This is a genomic window from Lactiplantibacillus plantarum (assembly GCF_014131735.1).
GTDB lineage: Bacteria > Bacillota > Bacilli > Lactobacillales > Lactobacillaceae > Lactiplantibacillus > Lactiplantibacillus plantarum.
Genome location: NZ_CP039121.1, coordinates 652,813 through 677,926 on the forward strand (window position 1 = coordinate 652,813; position 25,114 = coordinate 677,926).

21 protein-coding genes are annotated in these 25,114 nt (G+C 45.9%); 14 read left to right on the plus strand and 7 right to left on the minus strand.

Going from position 1 to position 25,114, the window contains the following annotated elements:
* Nucleotides 1-32 precede the first annotated feature (32 nt).
* On the minus strand, nucleotides 33-734 hold the full coding sequence (locus E5260_RS02895; RefSeq protein ID WP_003642226.1) for an SGNH/GDSL hydrolase family protein: 702 nt from the start codon (nucleotides 732-734) through the stop codon (nucleotides 33-35).
* A 193-nt stretch (nucleotides 735-927) separates the two neighbouring features.
* On the opposite strand from E5260_RS02895, the gene E5260_RS02900 reads away from it, so the two are divergent.
* From E5260_RS02900 to E5260_RS02930, 7 genes are all read left to right on the plus strand, one after another.
* Nucleotides 928-1,833 carry a DMT family transporter gene (locus E5260_RS02900; protein ID WP_003642225.1) on the plus strand — a complete coding sequence of 302 codons (906 nt, stop codon included), beginning with the start codon at nucleotides 928-930 and terminating at the stop codon, nucleotides 1,831-1,833.
* A 135-nt stretch (nucleotides 1,834-1,968) separates the two neighbouring features.
* Nucleotides 1,969-3,822, plus strand: a complete 1,854-nt coding sequence (locus tag E5260_RS02905; protein ID WP_003642224.1) for a collagen binding domain-containing protein — start codon at nucleotides 1,969-1,971, stop codon at nucleotides 3,820-3,822.
* A 323-nt stretch (nucleotides 3,823-4,145) separates the two neighbouring features.
* The gene (locus tag E5260_RS02910) at nucleotides 4,146-5,555 is read left to right on the plus strand and encodes a subtype B tannase (protein ID WP_003642222.1); all 1,410 of its coding nucleotides are present in this window, start codon (nucleotides 4,146-4,148) and stop codon (nucleotides 5,553-5,555) included.
* 178 nt (nucleotides 5,556-5,733) lie between these two features.
* Nucleotides 5,734-6,828: a PTS transporter subunit IIC gene (locus E5260_RS02915; RefSeq protein WP_003642221.1), complete on the plus strand. Its 1,095-nt coding sequence runs from the start codon at nucleotides 5,734-5,736 to the stop codon at nucleotides 6,826-6,828.
* 173 nt (nucleotides 6,829-7,001) lie between these two features.
* A complete protein-coding gene (locus E5260_RS02920; RefSeq protein ID WP_003642220.1) occupies nucleotides 7,002-7,742 on the plus strand; it encodes an alpha/beta hydrolase in 741 nt (246 codons plus the stop codon).
* 160 nt (nucleotides 7,743-7,902) lie between these two features.
* Nucleotides 7,903-8,160 carry a bacteriocin immunity protein gene (locus E5260_RS02925; protein WP_003642219.1) on the plus strand — a complete coding sequence of 86 codons (258 nt, stop codon included), beginning with the start codon at nucleotides 7,903-7,905 and terminating at the stop codon, nucleotides 8,158-8,160.
* Nucleotides 8,160-8,309, plus strand: a complete 150-nt coding sequence (locus E5260_RS02930; RefSeq protein WP_003642218.1) for a hypothetical protein — start codon at nucleotides 8,160-8,162, stop codon at nucleotides 8,307-8,309. The genes E5260_RS02925 and E5260_RS02930 overlap by 1 nt, the downstream gene beginning before the upstream one ends.
* A 119-nt stretch (nucleotides 8,310-8,428) precedes the next feature.
* Here the strand turns inward: E5260_RS02930 and E5260_RS02935 are convergent, their stop codons facing one another.
* Complete coding sequence (locus tag E5260_RS02935; protein ID WP_003642217.1) at nucleotides 8,429-9,400, minus strand: zinc ribbon domain-containing protein; 972 nt, start codon at nucleotides 9,398-9,400, stop codon at nucleotides 8,429-8,431.
* An 18-nt stretch (nucleotides 9,401-9,418) separates the two neighbouring features.
* Nucleotides 9,419-10,867, minus strand: a complete 1,449-nt coding sequence (locus E5260_RS02940) for a zinc ribbon domain-containing protein (RefSeq protein ID WP_003642216.1) — start codon at nucleotides 10,865-10,867, stop codon at nucleotides 9,419-9,421.
* Nucleotides 10,868-12,106: 1,239 nt separating this feature from the next.
* Between E5260_RS02940 and E5260_RS02945 the strand changes: the two genes are divergently transcribed.
* Both E5260_RS02945 and E5260_RS02950 read left to right on the plus strand, forming a co-directional pair.
* A complete protein-coding gene (locus E5260_RS02945; protein WP_003644796.1) occupies nucleotides 12,107-13,579 on the plus strand; it encodes a UbiD family decarboxylase in 1,473 nt (490 codons plus the stop codon).
* 136 nt (nucleotides 13,580-13,715) lie between these two features.
* A complete protein-coding gene (locus E5260_RS02950; RefSeq protein WP_003642213.1) occupies nucleotides 13,716-15,095 on the plus strand; it encodes an SLC13 family permease in 1,380 nt (459 codons plus the stop codon).
* A gap of 62 nt (nucleotides 15,096-15,157) precedes the next feature.
* On the opposite strand, the gene E5260_RS02955 is transcribed toward E5260_RS02950, so the two are convergent.
* Nucleotides 15,158-16,060, minus strand: a complete 903-nt coding sequence (locus E5260_RS02955) for a LysR family transcriptional regulator (protein ID WP_003642212.1) — start codon at nucleotides 16,058-16,060, stop codon at nucleotides 15,158-15,160.
* A 440-nt stretch (nucleotides 16,061-16,500) separates the two neighbouring features.
* Here E5260_RS02955 and E5260_RS02960 point away from each other — a divergent pair, with 440 nt between their 5' ends.
* From E5260_RS02960 to E5260_RS02970, 3 genes are all read left to right on the plus strand, one after another.
* Entirely contained in the window at nucleotides 16,501-17,760 is a 1,260-nt protein-coding gene (locus tag E5260_RS02960) for an LPXTG cell wall anchor domain-containing protein (protein ID WP_003642210.1), read from the plus strand.
* A gap of 315 nt (nucleotides 17,761-18,075) precedes the next feature.
* A complete protein-coding gene (locus tag E5260_RS02965) occupies nucleotides 18,076-18,270 on the plus strand; it encodes a hypothetical protein (protein WP_003642209.1) in 195 nt (64 codons plus the stop codon).
* 175 nt (nucleotides 18,271-18,445) lie between these two features.
* The gene (locus E5260_RS02970) at nucleotides 18,446-19,450 is read left to right on the plus strand and encodes a tRNA dihydrouridine synthase (RefSeq protein ID WP_003642208.1); all 1,005 of its coding nucleotides are present in this window, start codon (nucleotides 18,446-18,448) and stop codon (nucleotides 19,448-19,450) included.
* 188 nt (nucleotides 19,451-19,638) lie between these two features.
* Here E5260_RS02970 and E5260_RS02975 read toward each other — a convergent pair whose 3' ends face one another.
* The 3 genes from E5260_RS02975 to E5260_RS02985 form a co-directional block, all read right to left on the minus strand.
* Nucleotides 19,639-20,640 (minus strand): FAD:protein FMN transferase, encoded by a 1,002-nt coding sequence (locus tag E5260_RS02975; protein WP_011101977.1) that lies wholly within the window; start codon nucleotides 20,638-20,640, stop codon nucleotides 19,639-19,641.
* Between the two features lie 81 nt (nucleotides 20,641-20,721).
* Entirely contained in the window at nucleotides 20,722-21,132 is a 411-nt protein-coding gene (locus E5260_RS02980; protein ID WP_003644790.1) for a peptide deformylase, read from the minus strand.
* 142 nt (nucleotides 21,133-21,274) lie between these two features.
* Entirely contained in the window at nucleotides 21,275-21,748 is a 474-nt protein-coding gene (locus E5260_RS02985; protein WP_003644789.1) for a lipoprotein, read from the minus strand.
* A 448-nt stretch (nucleotides 21,749-22,196) separates the two neighbouring features.
* On the opposite strand from E5260_RS02985, the gene nrdD reads away from it, so the two are divergent.
* Nucleotides 22,197-24,419, plus strand: coding sequence for an anaerobic ribonucleoside-triphosphate reductase (gene nrdD / locus E5260_RS02990; protein WP_024971370.1), 2,223 nt, complete (start codon nucleotides 22,197-22,199; stop codon nucleotides 24,417-24,419).
* On the plus strand, nucleotides 24,385-24,933 hold the full coding sequence (gene nrdG / locus E5260_RS02995; RefSeq protein ID WP_003642203.1) for an anaerobic ribonucleoside-triphosphate reductase activating protein: 549 nt from the start codon (nucleotides 24,385-24,387) through the stop codon (nucleotides 24,931-24,933). Before nrdD ends, nrdG begins: the two co-directional genes overlap by 35 nt.
* The last annotated feature ends 181 nt before the right edge of the window (nucleotides 24,934-25,114 follow it).

The window sequence follows — 25,114 nt, forward strand, 5'->3', positions numbered from 1 at the left end:
GTAATCAGAACCCTCGTCTAAAAATAAAGTGGCTATGGTGTTGCTGTTTTAGCCATTGTCTGACCGACTGTTGCGGTATATTCACGTTCACCAAGACTGTTGGGATGTAAATTATCTTTGACAAACCAGTTGTCGTTGTCTTGCGCAACGTATAGCCAATCAATGAGATGCACATTGTTATATTTTTTAGCGGCCGCGGCAATCAATTGATTGTTAGGGTCTTGCCAATCTTTGCCTGGAACGCGGGTGTTGACCCAGTAAATCTGGTGGTTGCTGCCAATCTGATCAATGATCCCATCGATTTCGGCGGCACTCGTTGGACCGTTCGTCCCCAAGTTGATCAGCACGTTTTTCTGAATTGCATTATCAGCTTTTAATTGGCTAATGACGGCTGGTGCTTCCGACACTTGGCGACCAACCTTGGCGTTAACGTTAAAATGGTCAAAGATTTGTTTTAAGTCACTCGTGGTGCGGACCATGATTGAATCACCGATCCCCGTCACTTTAAGTTTGCGCAGGACGTGAATTTCACTAGTGGATAATTGATATTTTTCACCAAGGGCACTATCCGAAACGGCGTGTGTAGCGCCCTTAGTTTTAGTATTCCCCGTAATGGCGTTGCCAATACTGACAACCTGTTGCTTAATGGTTGGTGTTGGAATGATTAATGCGCCACCAATGAAGACGACAGCAAAGATTCCGACCAACCAATAAATTAATTTTTGATGTTTCATTTGGCACCTCCATACCCCGCTATAAGATTAGCTTACCACCATTACAGTGTCAATTATGAAATTTATCATAAGGTGCTTAAAGTGGTGTGATGGCAGGTTTGTCAGTCGGACTGTCTAAGTTGAATTTGAAAAGACCATTGGAAAGTTAATTGGTGCTTGTTAGACTAAGGCTAGTGCTTTTGGAGGTGGTTAAATGCAAAAGAAAACGGTGGGACTGTTATTAGCCAGTGCCGGGCCTTTTTTGTGGGGAAGCTCGGGAACGGTGGCACAACATCTATTTGACACCACAACGATTTCGCCGTTGTGGTTAGTGGCGGTGCGGATGCTAGTATCTGGAGGTCTGTTAATTTTATATGGATTTAGTCGCCGGTTACCGGTCATGGCCGTGTTTCATGACTGGCGGGCAACGGTGCGTCTGATTGTGTTCAGCCTGTTCGGGATGGCTGGCGTTCAATTGACTTATTTTATGGCAATCAGTACTGGTAATGCGGCGATGGCCGCAATTTTGCAATTCTTGTCACCGGTGATGATTATTATCTTTATCACCGCCACGACTTGGCAGCTTCCAGGGAAAGTGGATGTCATTTCTGTGGTCTCCGCAATCGCTGGGACGGTTCTAATCGTCACGGAGGGGCACACTGACTCGCTGGCTTTGCCAGTAATTGCAATTATCTGGGGATTGTTGGCCGCGGTTGGTGCAACCATCTACACATTAATGCCAACAAAATTATTAAAAGTGTATGGCGCCACACCCATTGTTGGTTGGTCAATGCTGATTGGTGGTGGCTTGGTGCTAGTCGGAACAGGTGCTTGGCACCATTCGCCACAGCTAACCTGGGTGGCGTGGGGGCAAGTCGGCTTCGTCGTGATTTTTGGCACGATGCTGGCCTACTTGTTCTTTTTACAGAGCTTGGAATACATTCTACCAACGACTGCTAGTGTTCTGGGAGCTATTGAACCCCTAGCAGCAACCATTTTAAGCGTCTTATTTTTGCACGTTCACTTTAACTGGGTCGGACTGATTGGGGCGATAATGATTGTCGGGGTAACTATTTTGCAATTTGCAGCGACACGCGCCAATCAGTTTGTCTCTAAGTGAGCATTGATTGGTATAGATGGGGACCAAACAATATATGAACATATTAATCGTTTTATTCACAAATTCTATTGAAAATCCATCTTGCTAGCGTATACTTTTCGATGAAGGATATTATGTTACGAGGGGGATTTTTTTATGAAGTTAAGTAAGCGGGGACTATTCTGGCTACTTGGGTTAGTAAGTTTTGCAATTTTACTACTATTTAGTCAGCCACTAGGGGCCCAAGCCGCAACTAATTATCATGCGAAGGATTACACAACTGCCGCATCGGTCATCAATGGTCCTGATTTTAAGCACGCTGATACCATTCAAATTCAGTATCAAATGAGTTTTGGGGATACGGCTTTCAAAGCTGGGGACACAGTCACTATTGATATGCCAGCTAATTTGGAACCACGGACCGTTGGGGCTACTTTTGATGTGACTGATGCTGTGACTGGTACTGTGATTGGTACGGGTGTCGTCGGCGGGGATGGTCAGGTCGTACTGACCATGAATTCGGCGATTGAAGGTAAAACTAATGTAAAGATTGATGTTAACCTGGGAATGAAGTACCGTTATGATGACTTAGGGGAACAAGACGTTGTGTTTGATACCCAGGACGGTCAAGATACATCAGTGATCAATATGGTTGCTAATGAAGCTAATATGTCTAAAAAAGGCACCATTGATAAAGAAAATGGCACGATTAAGTGGACCTTACTTGTTGATCGGCGTGAAATTACCATGAAAAACTTATCGATTGCCGATACCATTGGTGATCATCAGCAAATGATCAAAGGTATTGAAGTCTACAATGGTGAATGGTCGAGTGCCAACACTTACAAGCGGCGTGATAAGCTTAGTGACGATGCTTATCAAGTTAACTACAGCGATAATGGTTTTGACTTGAAATTCAACGATACAGTCAGCAACCTAGTTGTCATCGATTACTATACTAAAATTACGGATACAGAATTAATTGATCAAAATTATCATTTTAAAAATAAAGCTGTAATGGAATGGGGCGGCGGTACGTCCGGTGGCAAGAACAGCGAAGAAGCTAACGGTAAGGTCTACGAAAAAGTCGTTAACGGTGGGAGCGGTACTGGCGACTTAAGTTCCAGCTCGAGTTCGAACAGTTCTAGCTCAAATAATTCGAGCGACGTCGATTCCAGTTCCGACCATTCTAGCTCAGAAAGTTCAAGCGCTGTGGACTCCAGTTCCGACGATTCTAGCTCAAATAATTCGAGCGACGTCGATTCCAGTTCCGACCATTCTAGTTCGGAAAGCTCGAGCGCTGTGGACTCCAGTTCCGACCACTCTAGTTCGGAAAGTTCAAGCGCTGTGGACTCCAGTTCCGACCATTCTAGCTCAGAAAGTTCGAGCGCTGTGGATTCCAGTTCCGACCATTCTAGTTCGGAAAGTTCGAGCGCTGTGGACTCCAGTTCCGACCACTCTAGTTCGGAAAGTTCGAGCGCTGTGGACTCCAGTTCCGACCACTCCGGTTCTGAAAGCTCGAGTGATGTAAATACTAGTTCTGAGAGTTCTGACAATACGACTACGGAACCAGACAATGGCCATCAGACTGGTGACATTGAAGATCCCGAAGATAATACGGCGGTTTATCCAGATATCGATGAAGATACTGGGACCATCGATGTTGATGGTGGGTTCGATAGTAACTACGATGGGAGTACGACTTCCAACAGTACTAATTCGTCAAAACCATTGAAAGATTCAACTTCGAGTGTCTTTACGAGTACGCCCGCTAACACAACGACGGGCCAAGATGGTGCTGATCAAACGCCAGCAGCGGATACTAAAAAGTCTAGTGCTAAGACAACGGTATCTGAAAGTGACGCGTTGACCCCATCAACGCCTAACCAAGTTGCTAAATTGCCACAAACTAACGAAGCTAAGATGGACAGTCAAGCGCTTCGTTCAGTCGGCATTTTGTTAGGTGTATTAACGCTAGGTGCCGGTGCACTTATCCGTCATTGGTTTTAAGGCTAACTGATAGCCCTAAAATGATGCACATATAATGTTATTTTTTAAAACGGCCTTCTGTTAATTCAGAAAGCCGTTTTTAGTTAGCGGTCATTTAATAGCTAACTTGAAATAGTTAGATTAGTTAGCAATGGCGACCATGGTCGTTAGAAGGGCTCACTGGTTAACGCACGGCAACATTAGTTTACGACGGGTTCACAAGCGGCTGCTGACTACGTTAATCGTTATTAGTCGCAATTGGCATAACTGGTTGCGCAATTCGATTTGATTTTAACTGGATAATGGGGGTAAAGTAACGAATAGATAGAAATGGAGGTCACAAGATGAGTAACCGATTGATTTTTGATGCTGACTGGCTGGTGCCGGAACAGGTCCAAGTTGCCGGGCAGGCTATTCAATATTATGCTGCCCGTAATATTCAGTACGTTCAGCATCCAGTCGCAGCGATTCAGGTCCTAAACGTTTTTGTACCAGCCGCATACTTGCATGGCAGTTCAGTCAATGGTTATCAGCGGGCAACGGCGCCAATTCTGATGCCGAATACGGTCGGCGGTTATTTGCCAGGACCGGCGGATGATCCGCAACGTGTCACTTGGCCGACGAATGCAGGGACGATTCAACAGGCACTTAAACGCGGTTACGTTGTGGTGGCCGCTGGAATTCGCGGTCGTACGACGGTTGATAAGTCTGGGCAACGGGTCGGGCAAGCGCCGGCTTTTATCGTAGATATGAAGGCGGCAATCCGTTACGTTAAGTATAATCAGGGCCGGCTGCCAGGTGACGCGAACCGGATCATCACGAATGGAACGAGTGCTGGGGGTGCCACTTCGGCTTTAGCGGGTGCGAGTGGCAATTCGGCTTATTTTGAACCAGCCTTAACTGCGCTCGGGGCAGCACCGGCGACTGACGATATCTTTGCGGTGTCAGCTTACTGCCCGATTCATAATCTGGAACACGCAGACATGGCCTACGAGTGGCAGTTTAATGGTATTAATGACTGGCACCGTTATCAGCCTGTTGCGGGGACGACCAAGAATGGGCGACCAAAATTTGAACCGGTTAGTGGTCAGCTCACAGTTGAAGAACAGGCCCTTTCGTTGGCGTTAAAAGCCCAGTTCAGTACTTACTTGAACCAGTTGAAACTCACGGCCAGTGACGGGACGCACTTGACGCTTAATGAGGCGGGAATGGGTTCATTTCGTGATGTTGTTCGCCAATTATTGATATCATCTGCTCAGACGGCATTCGATCAAGGGACGGATATTCATAAGTACGCAGGCTTTGCCGTTACTGGAAATCAGGTGACGGACTTGGATTTATCAGCTTATTTGAAGTCGTTAACTCGCATGAAAGCCGTCCCGGCGTTTGACCAATTAGATTTGACGAGTCCAGAGAATAATTTATTTGGCGATGCAACGGCGAAAGCCAAGCACTTTACGGCCTTGGCACAGACGCGAAGTACGGTGACTGCACAACTAGCGGACGCTGAGCTGATTCAGGCGATTAATCCGCTCAGTTACTTAACGACAACTTCGTCACAAGTTGCTAAGCACTGGCGGATTCGCCACGGTGCGGCCGACCGAGATACGAGTTTTGCAATCCCGATTATTCTAGCAATAATGTTAGAAAATCATGGTTATGGCATTGATTTTGCGCTACCGTGGGATATTCCCCACAGTGGTGACTATGATTTAGGCGATTTATTTTCCTGGATTGATGGCTTGTGCCAATGATTTGAATACGATGAGTGAAAGCGACCAGCGAGGGCATCGTGCCTGGCTGGTCTTTTCGTTTAGTTGGCAACGATAATGTGATGAAAATACGTTGACAATTTTCAAAACACGTGGTTAAATGTAGCTATTCTCATTTTTATCTAATCATATTCTTATTAATTTAAATGGAGGCCTACATATGGAAGCAACTACGACCGCGGCTACCGCGACACATAAGATGAGTACCATGGATTACGTTTATAAAGTTTCGGCAGGTGTTTCTAATGCTATTTTAGTTTGTTTAGGGATTGGATTGTTATTGCAGTCACTCGCGAATTTTGTTCACTGGACGGCATTATACCAAGTCGGTGCGATTGCGCAAGTGTTATTGGGACCGGCATTTGGAGTCGCGATTGCCACGATGCTCAACAGCAACACGTTAGTTACGTTTAGCGCCATGATTTCGTCGACGATCGGGGCGAACGCTGTCTTTTTCTCTCAGTCCGCAACTAACGGCGTCACAGCGACGGGGCATACGTTGGCCCAAGCAGCTCAGAGCTCGATTTTTACCACCGGTCAACCGATTTCGGCCGTTGCGGCTGGGTTAGTCGCGGTTCTGATCGGTAATTATTTAACTGGTAAGACGCCGCTTGATATGATGTTGGTCCCGTTAGCGGCCACTTTTGTCGGTGCGGTGGTTGGTCTCGGGTTAGCAGCCGTAACGACGCCCGCGTTGGTCTGGCTGAGCAAGTTCATCGCGACTTCAATGAAGGTCAACCCGTTGATCGGTTCGATGGCCGTTTCACTTGCCTGGGCGTTATTTTTAATGACACCTGCGTCTTCGGCCGCATTGGCGGTGGCGGTCATGTTAGATCCCGTCTCATCGGGTGCGGCCTTAATTGGAACAACCGCCCAGTTCGTGGGCTTTACGATTATGTCTTTTCGCCAAAATAACTTGGGGGCCAATATCGCGCAGGGGATTATCACGCCTAAAGTCCAATTTCCAAACTTGCTGGTGAATCCACGGTTAGCGATTCCACCAATGGTTGCTGCGGTTATTGCCGCCCCGGTGGCGACGATTGCCTTTCATTTTTCAACCAGTTACAAGCTGGCCGGCTTAGGATTGAATTCGTTAATTGCACCGATTTCGTTAGCATCGACGAACTTTAACAGTTTTATGGTCTATCTCTTGACTGGGGTGCTGATGCCAGCAGTTATTTCAATCGTGCTGTACCGAATTCTAGTTGCGGCAAAGTGGGTCGAATCGCAGCAGCTACAGTTGGAAATCGTTTGATGTCCAGCCGATATTAAGAGCCTGTTTCTATGACTGATGTGAAGGTCATGGAAACAGGTTTTTTGTATAGTGTTAGCTGTTTGTTCAGGATAGGGTGAGTGCTCAGGACTATGAAATGGGACGTAAATCCACTATATTAAAGGTATGAATAATGAATAAGTGAGATGACATCGATGGAATTTAAGATTAAACGGGATGGGCTGGCGTTACAGGCAAGGTTGGAGACTCCGGCGGCACCGAGCTCAACGCTAGTCATCTTAATGCATGGGTTTACGGCCGATATGGGATATGATACGACCCAATTTGTGCCGCAATTGGCGCAAGCATTAGTTGCTCACGGCTTGGCAGTTCTGCGTTTTGACTTCAATGGTCATGGCTGTAGTGAAGGTCGGTTTCAAGATATGACAGTGATTAATGAGATTGCGGACGCTAAAGCAGTTTTAGATGAAGCGTTGACCTTACATTATGACCACATTGTCTTGGCAGGGCATTCGCAAGGCGGGGTGGTAGCCAGCATGTTAGCAGGATATTATCCAGACGTGGTCGACAAACTGATCTTGATGGCGCCGGCCGCAACGTTAAAGTCCGATGCGCAACAAGGTGTTCTACAAGGTGCGACCTATGATCCACAACATATTCCGGCCTATTTGAATATTCGTGATGGCCTTAAAGTTGGTGGCTTTTATTTGCGGACCGCGCAACAGTTGCCGATTTATGAGGTAGCTCAGCAGTATGACGGTTCGGTGACATTGATTCACGTTACGGCCGACACGGTGGTCTCGCCACAGGCTTCTGAAAAGTATCATGAGGTCTATCAGCACAGTCAGTTGCATTGGGTTCAGGACGGTGGCCATCGCTTTAGCGGCGATGCGCGCGCTACCGCGATCCAATTAGCACTGGCCGCGTTTAAATGATGACTTACGCCAATTAATATAATGTTAGGTTAGTTAACGTTGGTGAGTTTAAAGGCGGTGCGGATAAATTAGTTTAATGTTCAATGAAAATAACCTTAATCTTTTACCGGAAGACGCCTATACTAAGAGTAGTTAGTTTTCTGAAAGTAAGGTGTGCAACGTGAAAAGTGAAGTACAGGGAATCATTCAAGATTTATATCAAGAATTAGCACCAACTGCGGCGAATCAAGAAATTCGGGCAGCACTATTGAAGGCACACCAACAATTGAAACAGGCGCCCCAGCTTGATCATGCGCTAATTAAGCGGTTAACGAATGACGTGACTTATAATATTTTTACTAAACAGTTGCGCTTGACGCCAACTGAAAACTTATTGGTTAGTGAGTTACTATCGGTCAGTCATCGGTTGAGTGCGTAATGGCTGAACCAGCGACTCATTTTGGAGGTGGGACGATGCGCCGAATCATCGCAATCGGGAAAGCACTAGTGACGGCCGGATGGTTAATAACGATTATTCTGGTGGGTTACGGTGTTAGCCGTCAGCTCAAGCGGACACTATTCGAGTAGCACCCTGTTATCGGTTACAAATTAATTTGCTCAATCTAATGAATATAAAAAACCTCGTAAATTAACGCATTATCATAAGCGTTAATTTACGAGGCTTTATTTGTGATACCTTCGAACAACTAGTATTGACTACCGAACAAGTTACCAATTTGATTGGCAAAGTCAGTTGCGTGACTGAGAAGTGCAGTCTGTAAATCCTGCAGAATAATTTTATCCATAAAGTAGAACAGCAGGCTAACGACTAGAACCGCAATAAGGGCTAGGTAGACGCGGCTAATTAATGGTTGGGTCACCGACTTGTTAATGACGAAGATCAAACCTAATTGCCAGACAAGGACACTGACACTCAACAGGATAATCGACCATCTGAAGCTAGCCGCAATGGTAAAGAAGTTATCAACACTGAAGTTAACTAGGGACGAAGCAAACCATAATAATAGGTTCACAATAATTGCGTAATTGGTTAACTGACCGAAGCGTTTCATATAGGTCGTAAAGCCGACTTTGGTCCCACGACTGCCAAGTAAGCAAGTGACATAGCCGACAGCCAGGTAGAAGCACATGCCGATTAGGAGACATAAGAAAATCTTTAAGTCGGTGGAAAAAGCTAATTTACTAATATGGAAATAGCTTTGACTGTCATTGGCAGTGGTCAGAAACTTATTGCTAATGGTTACAGCGGCCAACGTCATGAATAGTGCTTCAATGACAAAGGAAATGTAACTAAAATAACTTTCAGTTCGGACTTCACAGCTAGGATTTTTCCAGCTAGCCAAGAGCCAACTAAAATAATTCTTAGCAGATGATTGCAGCTGTTGGACTTGTTGGTTAGTAGCCGTCCGTGTCGTATCAGCAGCTGCTGAACGTGATGCTGCTTGTTTTTCAGCGCTGGCCGATTGTTGTTGATTGGCTGAAGCTGTGCTGGTATGGACAGCTGCTTGCGTCGTTGCAGTCGTTGTTTGGGTAGCTGTGGCTGAAGTGGCGTTGGCCGTTGCCGAGGCCGGTGTCGCTTTGGTTAGATCGTAACCACAGTGGGTACAGAACTTTGCATTGGCAGCAATCTCAGTGCCGCAGTTGGGACATTTTTTCATAAGTTAAATTCTCCTTCATTAATCATCAGAATCATCGGATTTAGTGTACGACCGAATTTTTTGGGCCGGCGTGATTTTAACAATCTTGTAGTGCCCCCCGGTTTTCTCGACCGTCGCGGTGTAACGAAAGACCTGAATGCGTTCATCTTCAGAGTTGGTAAAGTCATATTTGACGTCATAAGTGATCTGGCTTTGTTGCTTAGCTGCTGGAACCGTTGATAAGACAGTCGGTTCATAGGTGACATCGAGGACGTCATCATTGTCGTAGTAGCCCTTCGCCATTTGGACCAGTTCTTTGTAGTCAGTGTTATCGGTACCGTTGACGAAGTAGTCGTCCAAAGTGCGGTCATCGTAATCCGAAGCATCCGATAGGTCACCGGTGGACGTATAACTGCTGACAGCGGTGAAGATACCGTTCAGGTAGTCCGAGGCAGTATCTTTACTCATCACACCAGCAAATTTGAGGTCCACGTCTTGACCCTCAGCGTCACTAACGTTAGTCTGTTTGGCAGTCAATGTTTGTGAACCGGCTTTGTATTTACCAGTCAACATCATGCGATTAGACCAGGGAATATCATTCAGCGCCAGTGTGCCACTGCTGTTAATCGTTCCTTCATTTTCGCCATTGATATAAACGGTGGTATTCGGTGTACCATTAACGGTGAAGGAAATTGTACGTAAATCTAAGTCGTAAGTTTGGCCGTTTGCCCGGAGGTAATAGGTGCCCTTATTGGTAATCTGATGGCCGCTAACCGTTCCCTTGGCAGTCAAGGTGTATGAACCAGGAACATACGGCCCGATTTTATGCTCGTAAGTTGCTTTATTAGATGTTGCGACGTGCTTACCATTAACGCTGAGTGCAACGTTACGGTGGTTCGTCGCCAGTGTGGCATAAACGGAAGTGACTTGTAGTTGATACTTATCGAAAAACAACCAGTCTTTACCGGTTTTAACGAACTGGATACCGTAATCATTAGTCGCAGAACGACTTTTAAGCGAACTAGCCAGTGATGCTAATGATTTTCGATTGTTTTTAAAGTAAGTGACCATCGGCTTGACGCTATCATTTGTAATCTTGAGTGATGGGTCAGTGCTAGTTACTTGCTTCGCTAAACCTTTTCCAGTCTTGAGTGCGGTTAAGTCACGGTCGAGCTGATTGAGCGGTTGATAATAATTCTGTCCATACAGATAGCCGCCAATCAGAATGACAACGATAACGGCAATCAGACCCCAACCCCAAGTTGGCATATGGCGTTGGGGTTGTTGTCGAACCTTGCGCGTCGAACTTGTTGTTGACTGCGCGGTGTTTACTGATGGCGATGGCTGATCAGTGGTTGCGTGCAACTTAAAACCGCAATTAGGACAAAATTCATCCGTTGCGGCCACCGCTTGCCCACAGTTAGGACAAAACGATGCTTGGCCGCGACGATCGTCAGCGGCTTTAAAAAATTGGTGCTGTTTATACATTCCCCGATGCTCCTCCAAAAATAGATTGATTAGTCGACAATAAAAAACTATTTACTGGAGTCTTCACAGTAAATAGCCGCTACTATCAATCGAGTTAAAATTCTGAATAAGACGTGTCACTTGAATATGAATAATAAGTGCTAATCGATGAATAAGGCTATTGATGACTAATCATCGTTAATAACTTAAGAAAGTCTAAAAATTATTAACATATTTTAAAGTATAAACATGATTAAACTGTTTATCAATGTTTACACGGCGTATTTATTTAGTAATGCCCCAGTTTGCACAATAAACGACATGTCACGCATTAAAAATACGACTCGGCTAAATGCTGTGCCGGTTCGTTAGTCATGAATTATGATTGAAACGTGCTGATTTCCAAAGTCAAAAGCAGCCAGCTTAGGCCCGCTGGAAAAAGTTCGAGTTAGCGTAAAATTGCTTAGTTGGCGCGTCTTACGCCGACTTCCAGGCATTTCTGCCAATTGCTGGAACGCGGTGGACACAGATTTAAGCCGCAACCCACGTCTTAAATACTGGTCTTCCACTAACCAAGCCAAGGACGCTTGCTAAGTGGAATTTCACCGCTGAGCATTGGCTGAAACGCCTTCCAGTCGGAACAGTGTTCGAATGGCGGACATGTGCGTACCCAACTTTTGGTGAATTCGTCATTGTTTTTCATAAACAATAACTTTGTCAATCAACTGTCAGGGTGAAAATGATATTGAGATAGCTCACTAATCCTGAATTGGTGTAGTGAGATTTAAGCTCTTGACAGAGGGCTTAATACACCTAATGCTTTGTTTAATCAAAATAGCCAACGACAAATTGTACCGAGTTCGGTGGTCGTTCATTAGCCATTCGAGCGACTTCCCGACCGGAGGGGCTGGGTGGACAATGCTCAGTAGCCAAATTATTCTTAGTCGGAAGTGGGGTACTTCCGGCTTAGAATAAGACTCGTATTTGAGATGACGCGGGTTGGGCGTTAGCTCAAATCGACGTCGGCTACGTTCCAGCAATTGTCACCCAGCCCCGGAGGTCGGAATAGGACGCGCACCGGCTGACGAATAACAATCTAAACTTGGCACGTTTCAATCATAATTAATACATAACAATCATCGACCTAATGCGTTTAGTTGTATTATTCCATTCACGAATAACATATCTGCGCAATCCGAATTGAACCCGCTTACGAGTGGCCGTATGATGGTCTTGTAAACTTTAAGGGAGATGAATGAAATGGCAGAACAACCATGGGATTTGCGTCGCGTGCTTGATGAGATCAAGGATGATCCAAAGAACTATCATGAAACTGACGTCGAAGTTGATCCAAATGCGGAACTTTCTGGTGTTTATCGGTATATCGGTGCTGGTGGGACCGTTCAACGGCCAACGCAAGAGGGTCCAGCAATGATGTTTAACAACGTTAAGGGGTTTCCTGATACGCGGGTCTTGACTGGATTGATGGCGAGTCGCCGGCGCGTTGGTAAGATGTTCCACCACGATTATCAGACGTTAGGGCAATACTTGAACGAAGCAGTCTCTAATCCAGTGGCGCCAGAAACGGTTGCTGAAGCGGATGCGCCAGCTCACGATGTCGTTTATAAAGCGACGGATGAAGGCTTTGATATTCGTAAGTTAGTGGCAGCACCAACGAATACGCCCCAAGATGCTGGACCATATATTACGGTCGGTGTGGTGTTTGGCTCAAGCATGGACAAGTCTAAGAGTGATGTGACGATTCACCGAATGGTCCTTGAAGATAAGGATAAGTTAGGGATTTATATCATGCCTGGCGGTCGGCACATTGGTGCGTTTGCGGAAGAGTATGAGAAAGCTAACAAGCCAATGCCAATTACAATTAATATTGGTTTGGATCCAGCCATTACGATTGGTGCAACTTTCGAACCACCGACCACGCCATTCGGTTATAACGAATTAGGTGTTGCTGGTGCGATTCGGAACCAAGCTGTTCAATTAGTTGACGGGGTGACCGTCGATGAAAAGGCGATTGCGCGTTCTGAATATACGCTTGAGGGGTACATTATGCCTAACGAACGTATTCAGGAAGATATCAATACGCATACGGGCAAGGCGATGCCTGAATTCCCGGGTTATGATGGTGACGCCAACCCAGCTTTACAAGTGATTAAGGTGACGGCGGTGACTCATCGGAAGAATGCCATCATGCAAAGCGTGATTGGACCATCCGAAGAACATGTCAGCATGGCGGGAATTCCAACTGAAGCTAGTATCTTACAATTGGTTAACCGTGCCATTCCTGGTAAAGTGACGAATGTTTATAATCCGCCGGCTGGTGGTGGTAAGTTGATGACCATCATGCAGATTCACAAGGATAATGAAGCGGATGAAGGAATTCAACGGCAAGCTGCCTTGCTTGCGTTCTCAGCCTTTAAGGAATTGAAGACTGTTATCCTGGTTGATGAAGATGTTGATATTTTTGATATGAATGATGTGATTTGGACGATGAATACCCGTTTCCAAGCCGATCAGGACTTGATGGTCTTATCAGGCATGCGGAATCATCCGTTGGACCCATCGGAACGCCCACAATATGATCCAAAGTCGATTCGTTTCCGTGGGATGAGTTCTAAACTAGTGATTGATGGCACCGTACCATTCGATATGAAGGACCAATTTGAACGGGCCCAATTCATGAAAGTGGCTGACTGGGAGAAGTATTTGAAGTAACGTCATCCATTGCACTTGATGAGCGTATTTTTATCGCATTGAACCAAAATTTAATCTTACAAAGAGCCGCCAGACCAACGGAAGTGTGCTGGTCGGGGGGCTTTTTGCTGTCAAAATTGAAGGGAGCATGTAGCTCGTGAACAAGAAAACGATTGGCTTTTTCAGCGGAATCGCCGTATTTGCCATTATTTACTTCTTGCCGATTGCCGGCTTGTCAGCTAAGGGTCAGATGGACTTGGCACTTAGTTTGATGACGGTCGTCTGGTGGGCCACCCAAATCGCGCAACCCGCGTTCGTTGGTGGGATTTACTTAATGTTGCTCATTATTATGAACGTGGCGACACCGTCACAGGTCTTCTCGTCGGCGTGGACTGGTTCAATTATGTGGCTCGTGATTGGGGCGTACTTGATTGCGGGAGCGGTTAATGAATCTGGTTTGGGTCAACGCATCGCGTACGCATTCATTATCAAGTTTGTGCGGAGTTGGAAAGGGATTGTGATTTCGATTTTTGCCCTGACCTTTATCCTCGCACTCCTGATTCCCCATCCATGGCCTCGGGCGTTCATGATTATGTCCGTCATTACGGTGGTCGCGGAAACGGCGAAGATGCCCAAACGCGATTTGGCTAAGCTAGGCCTCGCTGTCTTTGCTGCGTCCTGTCCACTATCCGGGGTCTTTTATACTGGTGACACGTCACTAAATCCGTTGGCAGTACAGGCCTCTGGTCAAAGCGTCAACTTTGTCTCTTACTTTATCTACATGGGCGTGCCCATGATCATTGCGGCCATCTTAACCATGTTTCTGTTCTTATTCCTCTTCAAGCCTAGTCAGGAAGTCCACATCGATGTGGAAGCGTTAAAGCAACAACAAGCCCAGTTGGGTGGTATGACGGGGAAGGAAGTTCGAACAATTATTTGGCTGATCATTGCGATTGCACTCTGGTTAACGAGTGGGATCACCGGTTTGGACGTTGGTTGGTTGACGTTGATCGTTGCGCTGATGATGAGTCTCCCGGTAGTTGGCGGGATCTTGACGGCCAAATCATGGGAAGGTGTTCCCGTGAACGTGCTCGTGTTCTTGACTTCGGCAATCGCAATCGGGAATGTCGGTGGTGTGACTGGCATGAATAATTGGATTGCGAAGACCTTGATTCCAAGCAACTTGCCAACTAATATTTATTTATTAGCGATTGTGATTACTGTTTTTGCCATGATTATCCACATGTTCATGGGTTCTGTCATTGCGGTGATGGGGATTACGATTCCGGCCTTCGTAGCGGCCACGGCTCATATGGGAATTTCACCCTTGGCCGTATCGTTACTAGTCTTCTCGGTGACAAACTTGCATTATATTTTACCGTTCCACAACCTCGCTGTCTTAGTTGGAAGCGACCCCGATACTGGTGGGGGTTACACACAAAAAGACGTGATGCGGTTAGGAATCCCACTGACGGCGGTTGTCTTTGTCGTTGCGTTAGTTGAGATGTTCTGGTTCCACCTCGTTGGGTTGGCATAAGCGGATAAGTTTAAAAAATACCCTTTTCAAACGGCCGGTTGGTCGGATGGAAAGGGTGTTTTTTAAACTTGTTGATTTTCCTGGGCAGTCACCGTCAAGTAGTCAATTAAGTCGGTGAGTAACTGGTTCCCCGTTCGCTGGGGATATACAAAGTTCAGTTGACTGATGAACGGGATGGCGAGTGAGCGCATGACCACGTGTTCAGTCATGAACGGAAGTACCGATTGTTTAAATAAGAAAGTCACGTTATTTTGATTGAGAATGCCCAGGAGCGTTTCAATATGCGTACTTTCAAAGAAGAATTGGGGCGTCATGCCTTGCTGAGCAAAGAGTGCGTTGATCGGTTCGTAAACACCGGAGCCCGGTGGTAACGTTGCAATTTTCTGCCGCGCTAAGTCTTGAATCCGAATGACTGGCTGGGTAGCTAGGGGGTGATCACGCGGTAAAATAATTTTGAGTTCGTCAGCGAGTAGTGGTTGTTTTTGAAATTCGGTGGGTTGCAATTGGGTCGTCTGAGTATCGCGAATGATGGCCGCTTGCAGCTCACCACTCAGTAACCGTTTGACGATTTGGTCGCCCTCATCCTCGATGATTTTGATTTCAGTATCAGGATGCTGAGTATCAAAAGTGGCGATCTTTTTGGCAATGTTATATTGACCTGAGATTGGAATGGCGCCAATGATGAGCTTGGCAAATGTCGTTGGCCGATTCGGTGCCAAATCGTGCATCATGGTCTCATAGTCTGTAATCATTTTATGCGCATGATGATAGAACGTTTCACCAGCTGGCGTGATTTGTAGACGGCGCTTGTTGTGTGTATCTAGTAGTTTAATGTTCAGTTCGTTCTCAAGGGCTCGCATTCGTTTGGACAATTCCGATTGTGATAAGTGGAGTTCTACGGCAGCGTTAGAAATGTGGCGTAAATCGTACACCATCACGAATGCTTGGAGGTCATTAATGGTCATAGCAGTCACACTTTTCTTTAGGTTAAATTCTATTCTAACACCGATGGCGAGGCCCGCCTAATTAAGTAACGGTATAAATTAGTATCAATATTGTGAGGCCGCTACGGTAATCGAAATATTAGTTATTTTTTTTATTGAGAATGGGTCACTAATAAAATCATGGTGCGGGTTAACATTTGTTAGCGGTGATGATTATTCGTTACCGTTTAATTGTGGATGGGGACTCGTGTTGAGGGAGGCAGTAATGACATCTAGATATAATTATTTTGGTGATGTGGATGAAAGTTGTTGAGTGGTTGGTGATTACAAATACGCTGAATCACTAGCTTTCCTTGCTTTTGAAATTGAATCCGGCAAAATGAAATAGTTCCAGCAGTTTCATATTGATCATCATGCTGGTCATGGCTGGGCAATACTTTTTAAAAGGGGATTAGTTTAGTATGTCAAAAGCGCTTAAGATAGTGATGGGAATCACCATGTTAACAGGGGGCATCATGGCCCAGAAAATGACGGTACATGCAGCCGAATCTAACACTCGAACCGGTCAGGCAGTAAGGATGAATGGCACGGTCAGTTTAGCAAGTCAGGTCGAAAATAACCCAGCTGTTAAGGCGGCCCACTACCAGGTAACGCAAGCGGTGCAAGCATTAACCATGGCTACTACGGCAGTCAAAACGGCTATGAGTGATCTGCAAGCGGCGCAAACCACGTTAGACGCTGCCAACAAAATGTTAGCCAAGAATCAAAAGATTCAGACGCATATGGGCGTACTTAAGCAAGCAGCCACTGACCGGCACGTCAAGGCAACGAAAGCACTTGATGAACAATTGGCAACTAAAAAGACAAGCCAAACTGCGGTAACGACGGCGCAAGCGGCAGTGACTAAGTCACAAGCTGCTGTTCAAGTAGCCCAGAGCAACTTCGATAAGGATAACAGTGCGGCCAACAAAGTCACGTTACAAACTACTCAGGCAAAGCTGAAAACGGTGCAAGAGACGTTAACAGCGGCACAAGCTAACCTTGATAAGACTAATGAGCACGTGATGATGGCAGAAGAAGAATTAGCCAACGCCAAAATTGAAGTCAGTGGCACGAGCCGCGACTTCCAAATGGCACAAAGAGATTATGATATTGTTCAGCCCCAAGCAGCAGTTAATCAGGCGAAAGCAGCGGTGACAGCTAAGTTGCAGCGCGTTGCGGGTACTCAAGATCAGGTCGTTACTGCACAGCGGGAATTGTCCCAAGCTCAAGCTGGATTAACGACCGTGCGCGCCCGGACCTTGGCAACCTTAACAGCAGCGGCCGAAAAGCCAATGACTGAAAAACCTGTGGGCGAACGACCAGTCGTTAGTCATTCAACTGGCACGTCAACCAGCACTAATCAGTCGGCGGCACCACAAGCGACCCCGGCCAAGCCCACTCTTAATCAGTCAAGTTCAGCTTCCGTCCCAACAGCGCAGCGGGTTGTTACGACGCAGCCACGACAAGCCACAACGGTATTGCGGACGACGACGAGTCCGGCAATGGCTAAGCCAGTGACCCAGCAGACGGTGCCAACGACCGCAACTAAAACGGCCACGTTACCACAGACTGGTGAACAAACCAATCGAGTTTTGACCGTATTGGGCTTCGTATTATTGGCCGCAACTAGCTTATTTGGTTTTAGCAAGCAACAACGGCGCCATAAAACAACTGATTAATTAACAAGTGTGTGGGCACAATTCGATTTCTCAATGATTATTTCGAAGTGCAAGACTAGTCCAATCGGTTACTTTAGTCTGAGCGACTAAGTTGACGGCGGAATTAATGGCGATTTAAAAAAGTTCTTTCGGAGTTTTAGTTGTTCCTGAAAGAACTTTTTTGCTGGGAATGATTGGTATCGTTTAGTTAATAATAATATGCTAAGAACGCCAGTTTTTCGGCCGGAAATACTTGCTTGAAAGTAGCTGCTGAACTACTATAAACATGGTTTCAAAGAGCCCAAGAATTTTACTAAATAAGGAGTTGAGTTTGTGATGATGATGACGGGAATGATGGTTCTATTTGTATTGTTAGTTGGTTTAGTTTTAAGTGGGATTTTCTTCCGATATATGGATACAACTGCCGGTATCTCATTCAGCTCACTGAAGTTCGCTGATTTGCGGATGGAATTGTTAAACTTGGTACTCGTTATTGGACTATTGCTGTGGGCACTGGTTTTAATTCGTTAAAGCGACAATTAAACTTATCAACTTAGCTATTATTGCGAGTCCGGTTAACGCCGGACTTTTATTTTGGCTTGTGATTGACGAATTATATCAGTGCGGCCGCCAAAATACTTGCGCTTCAACGTGGAACACCGCTATTATGGATAAGTGATTATTATCTAGAAGGGAATGAATAACTATGACGCAGTCGCCATATTGGCAACGGATCGCGGCCAAAGCTCAGGCCGCCCAGCGACCGTTTTTTAGTTTAGCACCGATGGAAGCCGTGACCGGCTCCGTTTTTCGCCGGGTCGTGATGCGCGCTGCGGCCCCCGATGTCTTTTATACTGAATTTACGAATGCGTTAAGCATTACCCACCCGAAGGCTAAGTTTACAACGCGGGGACGACTATATGTTGATGAGGCCGAGTCGCCCCGACCAATCGTTCAACTTTGGGGCAATAGTGGTGAGGACTTTACGAAAGCGGCCCATGAAGTGAAGAATCAAGGTTATCAAGCCATTGATCTTAATATGGGCTGCCCAGATATGGCGGTCATTAAAAATCATAGTGGTAGTGATTTAATCCGACATTTTGATCGTGCCAAAGAAGTGATTGAGGGCGCACGTCAAGCAGAGCTTCCCGTTAGTGTTAAGACGCGGTTGGGCTTTGACGATGTGCATGAGTACGAGACTTGGATTCCATTTTTGTTGCAACAGCAGGTTCCCGTGTTAACGGTTCACGTGCGCACGAAGATGGAGATGAGCAAGGTACCAGCGCATTATGAGTTAATTGATAATTTAGTTCAAATGCGTGATACTTTGGCACCAGCGACGCTATTACAAATTAACGGGGATATCCTGGATTATCAGGCTGGTCTGAAGCTTGCCAAAGCCCATCCAGGAGTCGATGGTATCATGATTGGCCGCGGTATTTTTCAGAACCCATACGCTTTTGAACCGATTCCCCAGCCTCATTCAACGCGTGACATGCTAGAATTGTTACGGTATCAAGTAGATCTGTATGATCAATTTATTGGCTTAGGTCTACAAGGGCATTTCGCACCGCTTCAACGCTTCTTTAAGATTTATGTTCGCGGTATGCGTCATGCGGCCGAATTGCGCAATGAATTAATGCAGACGAAGACAACGGATGATGTCCGTGCGATTATTGATCGCTTAGAGGCTAAGCTACCAGCGGATTAGGTCGCGTTATTTTAACTAAAACGGCTATATTTTTGCCATTTAGCTGTGCTTGATTAAAATGGTTTTAATGTCGAACGTACCGCATCTAAAGTCAACTGCAAATTAAATGCTAGCCTGTAAGTGGACCATAAAATAAGCTAGGTCCTTCAAGAAGTTAATTTCTTGGAGGACCTAGCTTATTTTGTGGTCTAAATTATTGTAAACCGGTCATCGAGTAAGGTAACTTGTTCAGGTGATAAGCCAACGATTTGAAGCTCACGCTGTTTAGTCACAAAAATGGCGCCGTAAATATCGGGTCGCTGAGTTGCCCAATCGGGAATCGGTTGGCCCGCAAAGAAGAGCCGCGTCGTTTCGATTTCACCATCAATGGAAGCTTTCGAGAAAACGGTGACACTTTCAAGGTCGTTTTGTCGGGGATAACCCGTTTGCGAATCTAAGATGTGGTGGTAGGACTGGCCGTTAAATTCAAGGTGCCGCTCGTAAATACCGCTGGTCACGGCCGAGCAGGGGCCAATCGTAACGCTGGCAATCGCGTTACCGCGGTCAGTGGTGGGATCTTGGATACCAACGCGCCATTGCCCATCCGGATGAAGTGGGGACGTCCCCACCATTAACAGATTACCACCTAGGTTGATCATTCCGGCCCGCTGTCCAAATGCTTCCCAGTAATCTTGAATGCGGTCGGCAATGTAGCCCTTGGCAATTGCGCCTAGATCCAGCTCCATTCCCGTGACCTTGAGAAGCACACTGAAATCAGCGTCATTACAAATGACGGCTTCGGGGTCGATCAAGGCCAATCGTTCGTTAATTGCAGACTGTTCAGGGACGTGCGCGTTAGTAAAACCAATGTGCCAGAGTTTCACGAGCGGACCAATCAACGCATTGAAACCAAAATGTTGTCGACTGAGTTCGACAGCTTGCCGAACGAGTGTATAGGTGGCGGCGCTCACTTGAACGGGGTGTTGGCCCGCCGCCTGGTTGATTGCCATGACCTCAGAAACAGTCCGGTTGACAGTCAAGCGGTCTTCATATTGGTCGATAAGATCGCAAGCAGCTTGTAGGTACTGGTCACTATCACTACCAAAAAGGGTCAAATCAATGTCGGTACCGAGCGCGTGATGAGCTTGGTGTCGACGCTGCTGAGCGAGTGCAGGAATTGCTGTCTCGCCATTATAAGCTAAAGTTGTCATAAAACCAGTCCTATCTTTCATAAATATCAACGAGTTCAGCAAACTGAACATTTATTCCCGCTCAGTTAGAAGTAGGCACAATTAAATCAGTTTCCCTGCACAGTGATCTAATTCGTGTTGAATAATTTGTGCTGTGAAGTCGTTGAATCGTTGTTGTTGCGGTTTAAAGTGTTGATCTTTATATTTCACCGTGATTTGGTGATAGCGGCTAGTCGGACGTTCACCAGGTAAGGACAGGCAGCCTTCCTTAGTCTCGTAAGTGCCGTGATGATCAATGATCTTCGGATTGATCATTGCAATTGCAAAGGGACCGAGTTGCACGACAATAATTTGTTTGTTGACCCCAATCATATTCGCGGCCATTCCAACGCAATTATCGGTGTGTGCGGCGAGGGTATCCAGTAAATCAGTCAAGACTTGAGTGTCTGCAGGGGTTGCTAAGTCAGCAGGGACACTAAGCGCGGCGGGATCATGCACAATTGGTCGAATCATTTGATGTTCCTCCATTGATTAGTCATATTAATTTAATTATAGAGAGCACGGTTGACAGAAGCAAGCCGTTCGCTAGTTGTCAGGCCCTAAAAAACACACCACACTCACACAAGTCAACGTGCAAATGTGGTGTGGCCTTCAATTAGTACGACAATTTAAATGTTGGCGTTAAGGTGCCCGCCTTTAAGGCGTCATTAGTTGTGGTGGGAACCTGGTTGTGTTCAGGCTGCCAATTTGGATCTTTAATCAGTGCGATATTAGTCCCTTGATAATTCATGGTCATTTGATTAGCGTCGTTGAGGGTCAGTTTTGCAACATTGTGATCGATTGTGAACGTGGCACGTGTATCACTTAACGTTAACGTTGCGCGACTACGAATGGGCGTATGTCCGCGTCGGAACCAAGCAACTTGATGATTGGTACTGAGGTACAGACTCATTGCTGGTCTAGCGCTGACCCAGCGACCTAAGAAATCCCGAGTCGTGACTGAGCGAACGGCGCTGACTTTTGATGTTGCTGGTTGAACGGTGGGCGTTTGTGTGTCAGTGGCAGAATGGCATCCTGTCAGTAGCCCTGTCAACAACAAGCCAACGATTATTCCCCTGCTTTTTTGCATAATTATTCTCTCCTCCAATGTCCACATCCCTCAATGAGGACTTAATTTCATTATAGCGAATCCGCCGCATGAGTTAAACAAAATAGTCATAAGTTAATCAGTTTACAACAACTTGGTTGTGTTCAGCTTAATTTTTAACGAATTAAAATTCGGTTTATGGCGTGTGAAAAATATTGAAAGCAAGCCGTATCAAGGTTGGTTCGGTAGTTAACGAGATTGATTAAATATTCTGATATTAGATAAAAAACAGTATAAAAAATATTTTTTAAATATTCCAAAGACGCACTAACCGGACGATTAAAGCGATTTGGTGTACACAACTGAAGGTGACAGTTAATTTTGGCAATGGGCAAGTTAATGGAAATGAGCTACTATATATAGTATTGATTCAAACAGAACGCACTATCAATTGTATTCAATCAATGACTTTGAAAAGTGGGGAATTAAGATGCTAACAACGACAACTAACGATATATTAGACCAATTACGGCCACTGACCGTCACAAAGCGGGGTGGCGCACAAACGAAATTTCATCCGTATAAAATTGACTTTGTCTTACGACGGTTGTTAGCGACTGATGACGAGGTACGGGTCGTCAAGCAGGCCCTTGTTGCCCAGTATCAAGATGCTGACAACATTGATACTCGGGAGCTACGTAGTACCATGATGCAGATTTTGAATGCGCAAGGCCTGACCGCGGCAGCTAAGGCATATCAGGATTACTTTGAAGCTGAACAGCAGCGGTTTGCGGCAGCAACTAATGTTCAAGGACGGATTGAAAAGTTGTTTGAGCGCGATGCCAGCGTTGTGCATGAAAATGCAAATAAGGATAGTACGATTTTTAACACGCAACGCGACTTAGAAGCCGGTGCTGCAAGTCGCGCCATGGGCTTGAAGATGCTACCAGATGTCGTGGCTAAGGCGCATCTGCGTGGCGATATCCATTGGCATGATCTCGATTATTCACCAGTCACGCCTGAAACGAACTGTTGCTTGATTGATTTTGACGGCATGTTCAAAAATGGGTATAAGATTGGGAACGCCGAAGTTGCCTCACCCCGGTCGATTCAAACGGCCACAGCGCAAATGGCGCAGATCATTGCCAACGTGGCTTCATTACAGTATGGTGGCTGTTCCGCTAACCGGGTCGACCAATTATTGGCTCCCTATGCGGCAATCAACTATCAAAAACATATGACTGATGCGAAAAAGTGGGTCCCTGCTGATCAGCGGGAAGCTTATGCGAAAGCCAAAACTAAAAAAGATATCTATGACGCGATGCAAGCCCTTGAGTATGAAATCAATACGTTATATTCGTCACAGGGCCAGACGCCGTTTACCACGGTCAATTTTGGTCTAGGAACTAGTTGGATTGAACGAGAAATTCAAAAGGCGATTCTCCAGATTCGAATCAAGGGACTCGGTAAGGAGCACCGAACTGCGATTTTTCCTAAATTGATCTTCACGATGAAGCGGGGGTTAAATTTAAGTCCGAATGATCCCAATTATGATATTAAAATGCTCGCGATTGAGTGTTCGACCAAGCGGATGTATCCCGACCTTTTAATGTATGACAAGATCAAGGCATTAACGGGGAGTTTTAAGACGCCGATGGGGTGCCGGTCCTTCTTACAAGGTTGGCGTGATGAAAATGGTGTCGAGGTAAACTCGGGCCGGATGAATTTGGGCGTGGTGACAGTCAACCTGCCACGAATCGCGTTAGCCGCACATGGGGACCAACAGTTGTTCTGGGAAATCTTCGAGGAACGGATGGCGACTTGTCATGAAGCACTCGCGTACCGTATCGAACGAACGAAGGAAGCTAAGCCGGAAAATGCCCCACTCTTATACATGTATGGGGCGTTTGGTAAGCGGCTACCAGCAGGTGGTAATGTCGATGAGCTCTTCAAAAATCAGCGGGCGACTATTTCACTGGGATACATTGGAATTTATGAAGTCTGCACGACCTTCTTTGGTCCGAACTGGGAACAAGACGAGCACGCGTTAGCTTTTGCGGAGACCGTGGTGAAAGCGTTACGGGATAAGTGTGCGCAGTGGGCGGCTGAAAGTGGCTATCATTATAGTCTGTATTCAACGCCGGCTGAATCGTTGACGGATACGTTCTGTCGTGACGATATTGCGAAGTTTGGCCGGATCGCAGATATTACGGATAAGGAATATTACACGAATAGTTTTCATTATGATGTCCGTAAGCACCCGACGCCCTTCGATAAATTAACTTTGGAGGAACGTTTTCCACAATATGCGTCAGGCGGCTTTATTCATTATTGTGAATATCCTAATTTGACTCAGAATCCTAAAGCCTTGGAGGCCGTCTGGGACTGGGGCTATGATCATGTCGGCTATTTGGGAACGAATACGTCGATCGACCAGTGTTTTAAGTGTGGGTTTAAGGGTGAGTTCAAGGCCACTGCCCGTGGGTTCGTCTGTCCAGAATGTGGCAATCACGACCCTAAATACTGTGATGTTGTTAAGCGGACGTGTGGGTATCTAGGTAACCCACAACAACGACCAATGGTACATGGTCGCCACGTTGAAATCGCGTCCCGTGCTAAAAATATGTCTCCGGAGATGATTAAGAATGCCGCGCGCTACGAAAGGACCAAACAATCCGATGCCCAAAGAATGGCTGGCAGAGGACTTAAGTGAACAATATGTTGCTGATTATAAGGCATTTAACTTTGTTGATGGGGAAGGGGTCCGCTGTAGCTTGTACTTGAGCGGCTGCCCATTCCACTGTCCAGGCTGTTATAATGTGGCGGCACAAAATTTTCATTATGGACAACCGTATTCACAAGAATTGGAAGATCAGATTATTGAAGACCTTGGGCAAGATTATGTGCAAGGGTTGACGTTGCTAGGTGGTGAACCGTTTCTAAATACTCAAGTCGGCATTCGGATTTGTGAACGCATTCGCTCCGAATTTGGAAACACGAAGGATATTTGGTCGTGGTCAGGTTATACTTGGGAAGAATTGCAACAAGACTCTGAGGATAAACTGAAGATGCTATCATTAATTGATATCTTGGTAGATGGGCGCTTTTTACAAGATAAGATGGATCTCTCGCTACAATTTCGGGGGAGTTCCAATCAACGTATTATCGACGTTCCTAAGTCGCTAACAGCTGGTAAAGTCGTCATCTGGGATAAGTTGGTTAAGTGAAATTAAGACTGGTAAAAAGAGCGTTATGACGAGGTCGTCACGACGTTCTTTTTTGTTACGGTCAATATAACGGTTACATATAACCCTTAATAATTTTTTTAATTAAAGTCTGTAACTATGTCTCGATATTTTAGTTAAAAGCGGTTATACTTTACAGGAGTTGTCAATTTATATTGACATA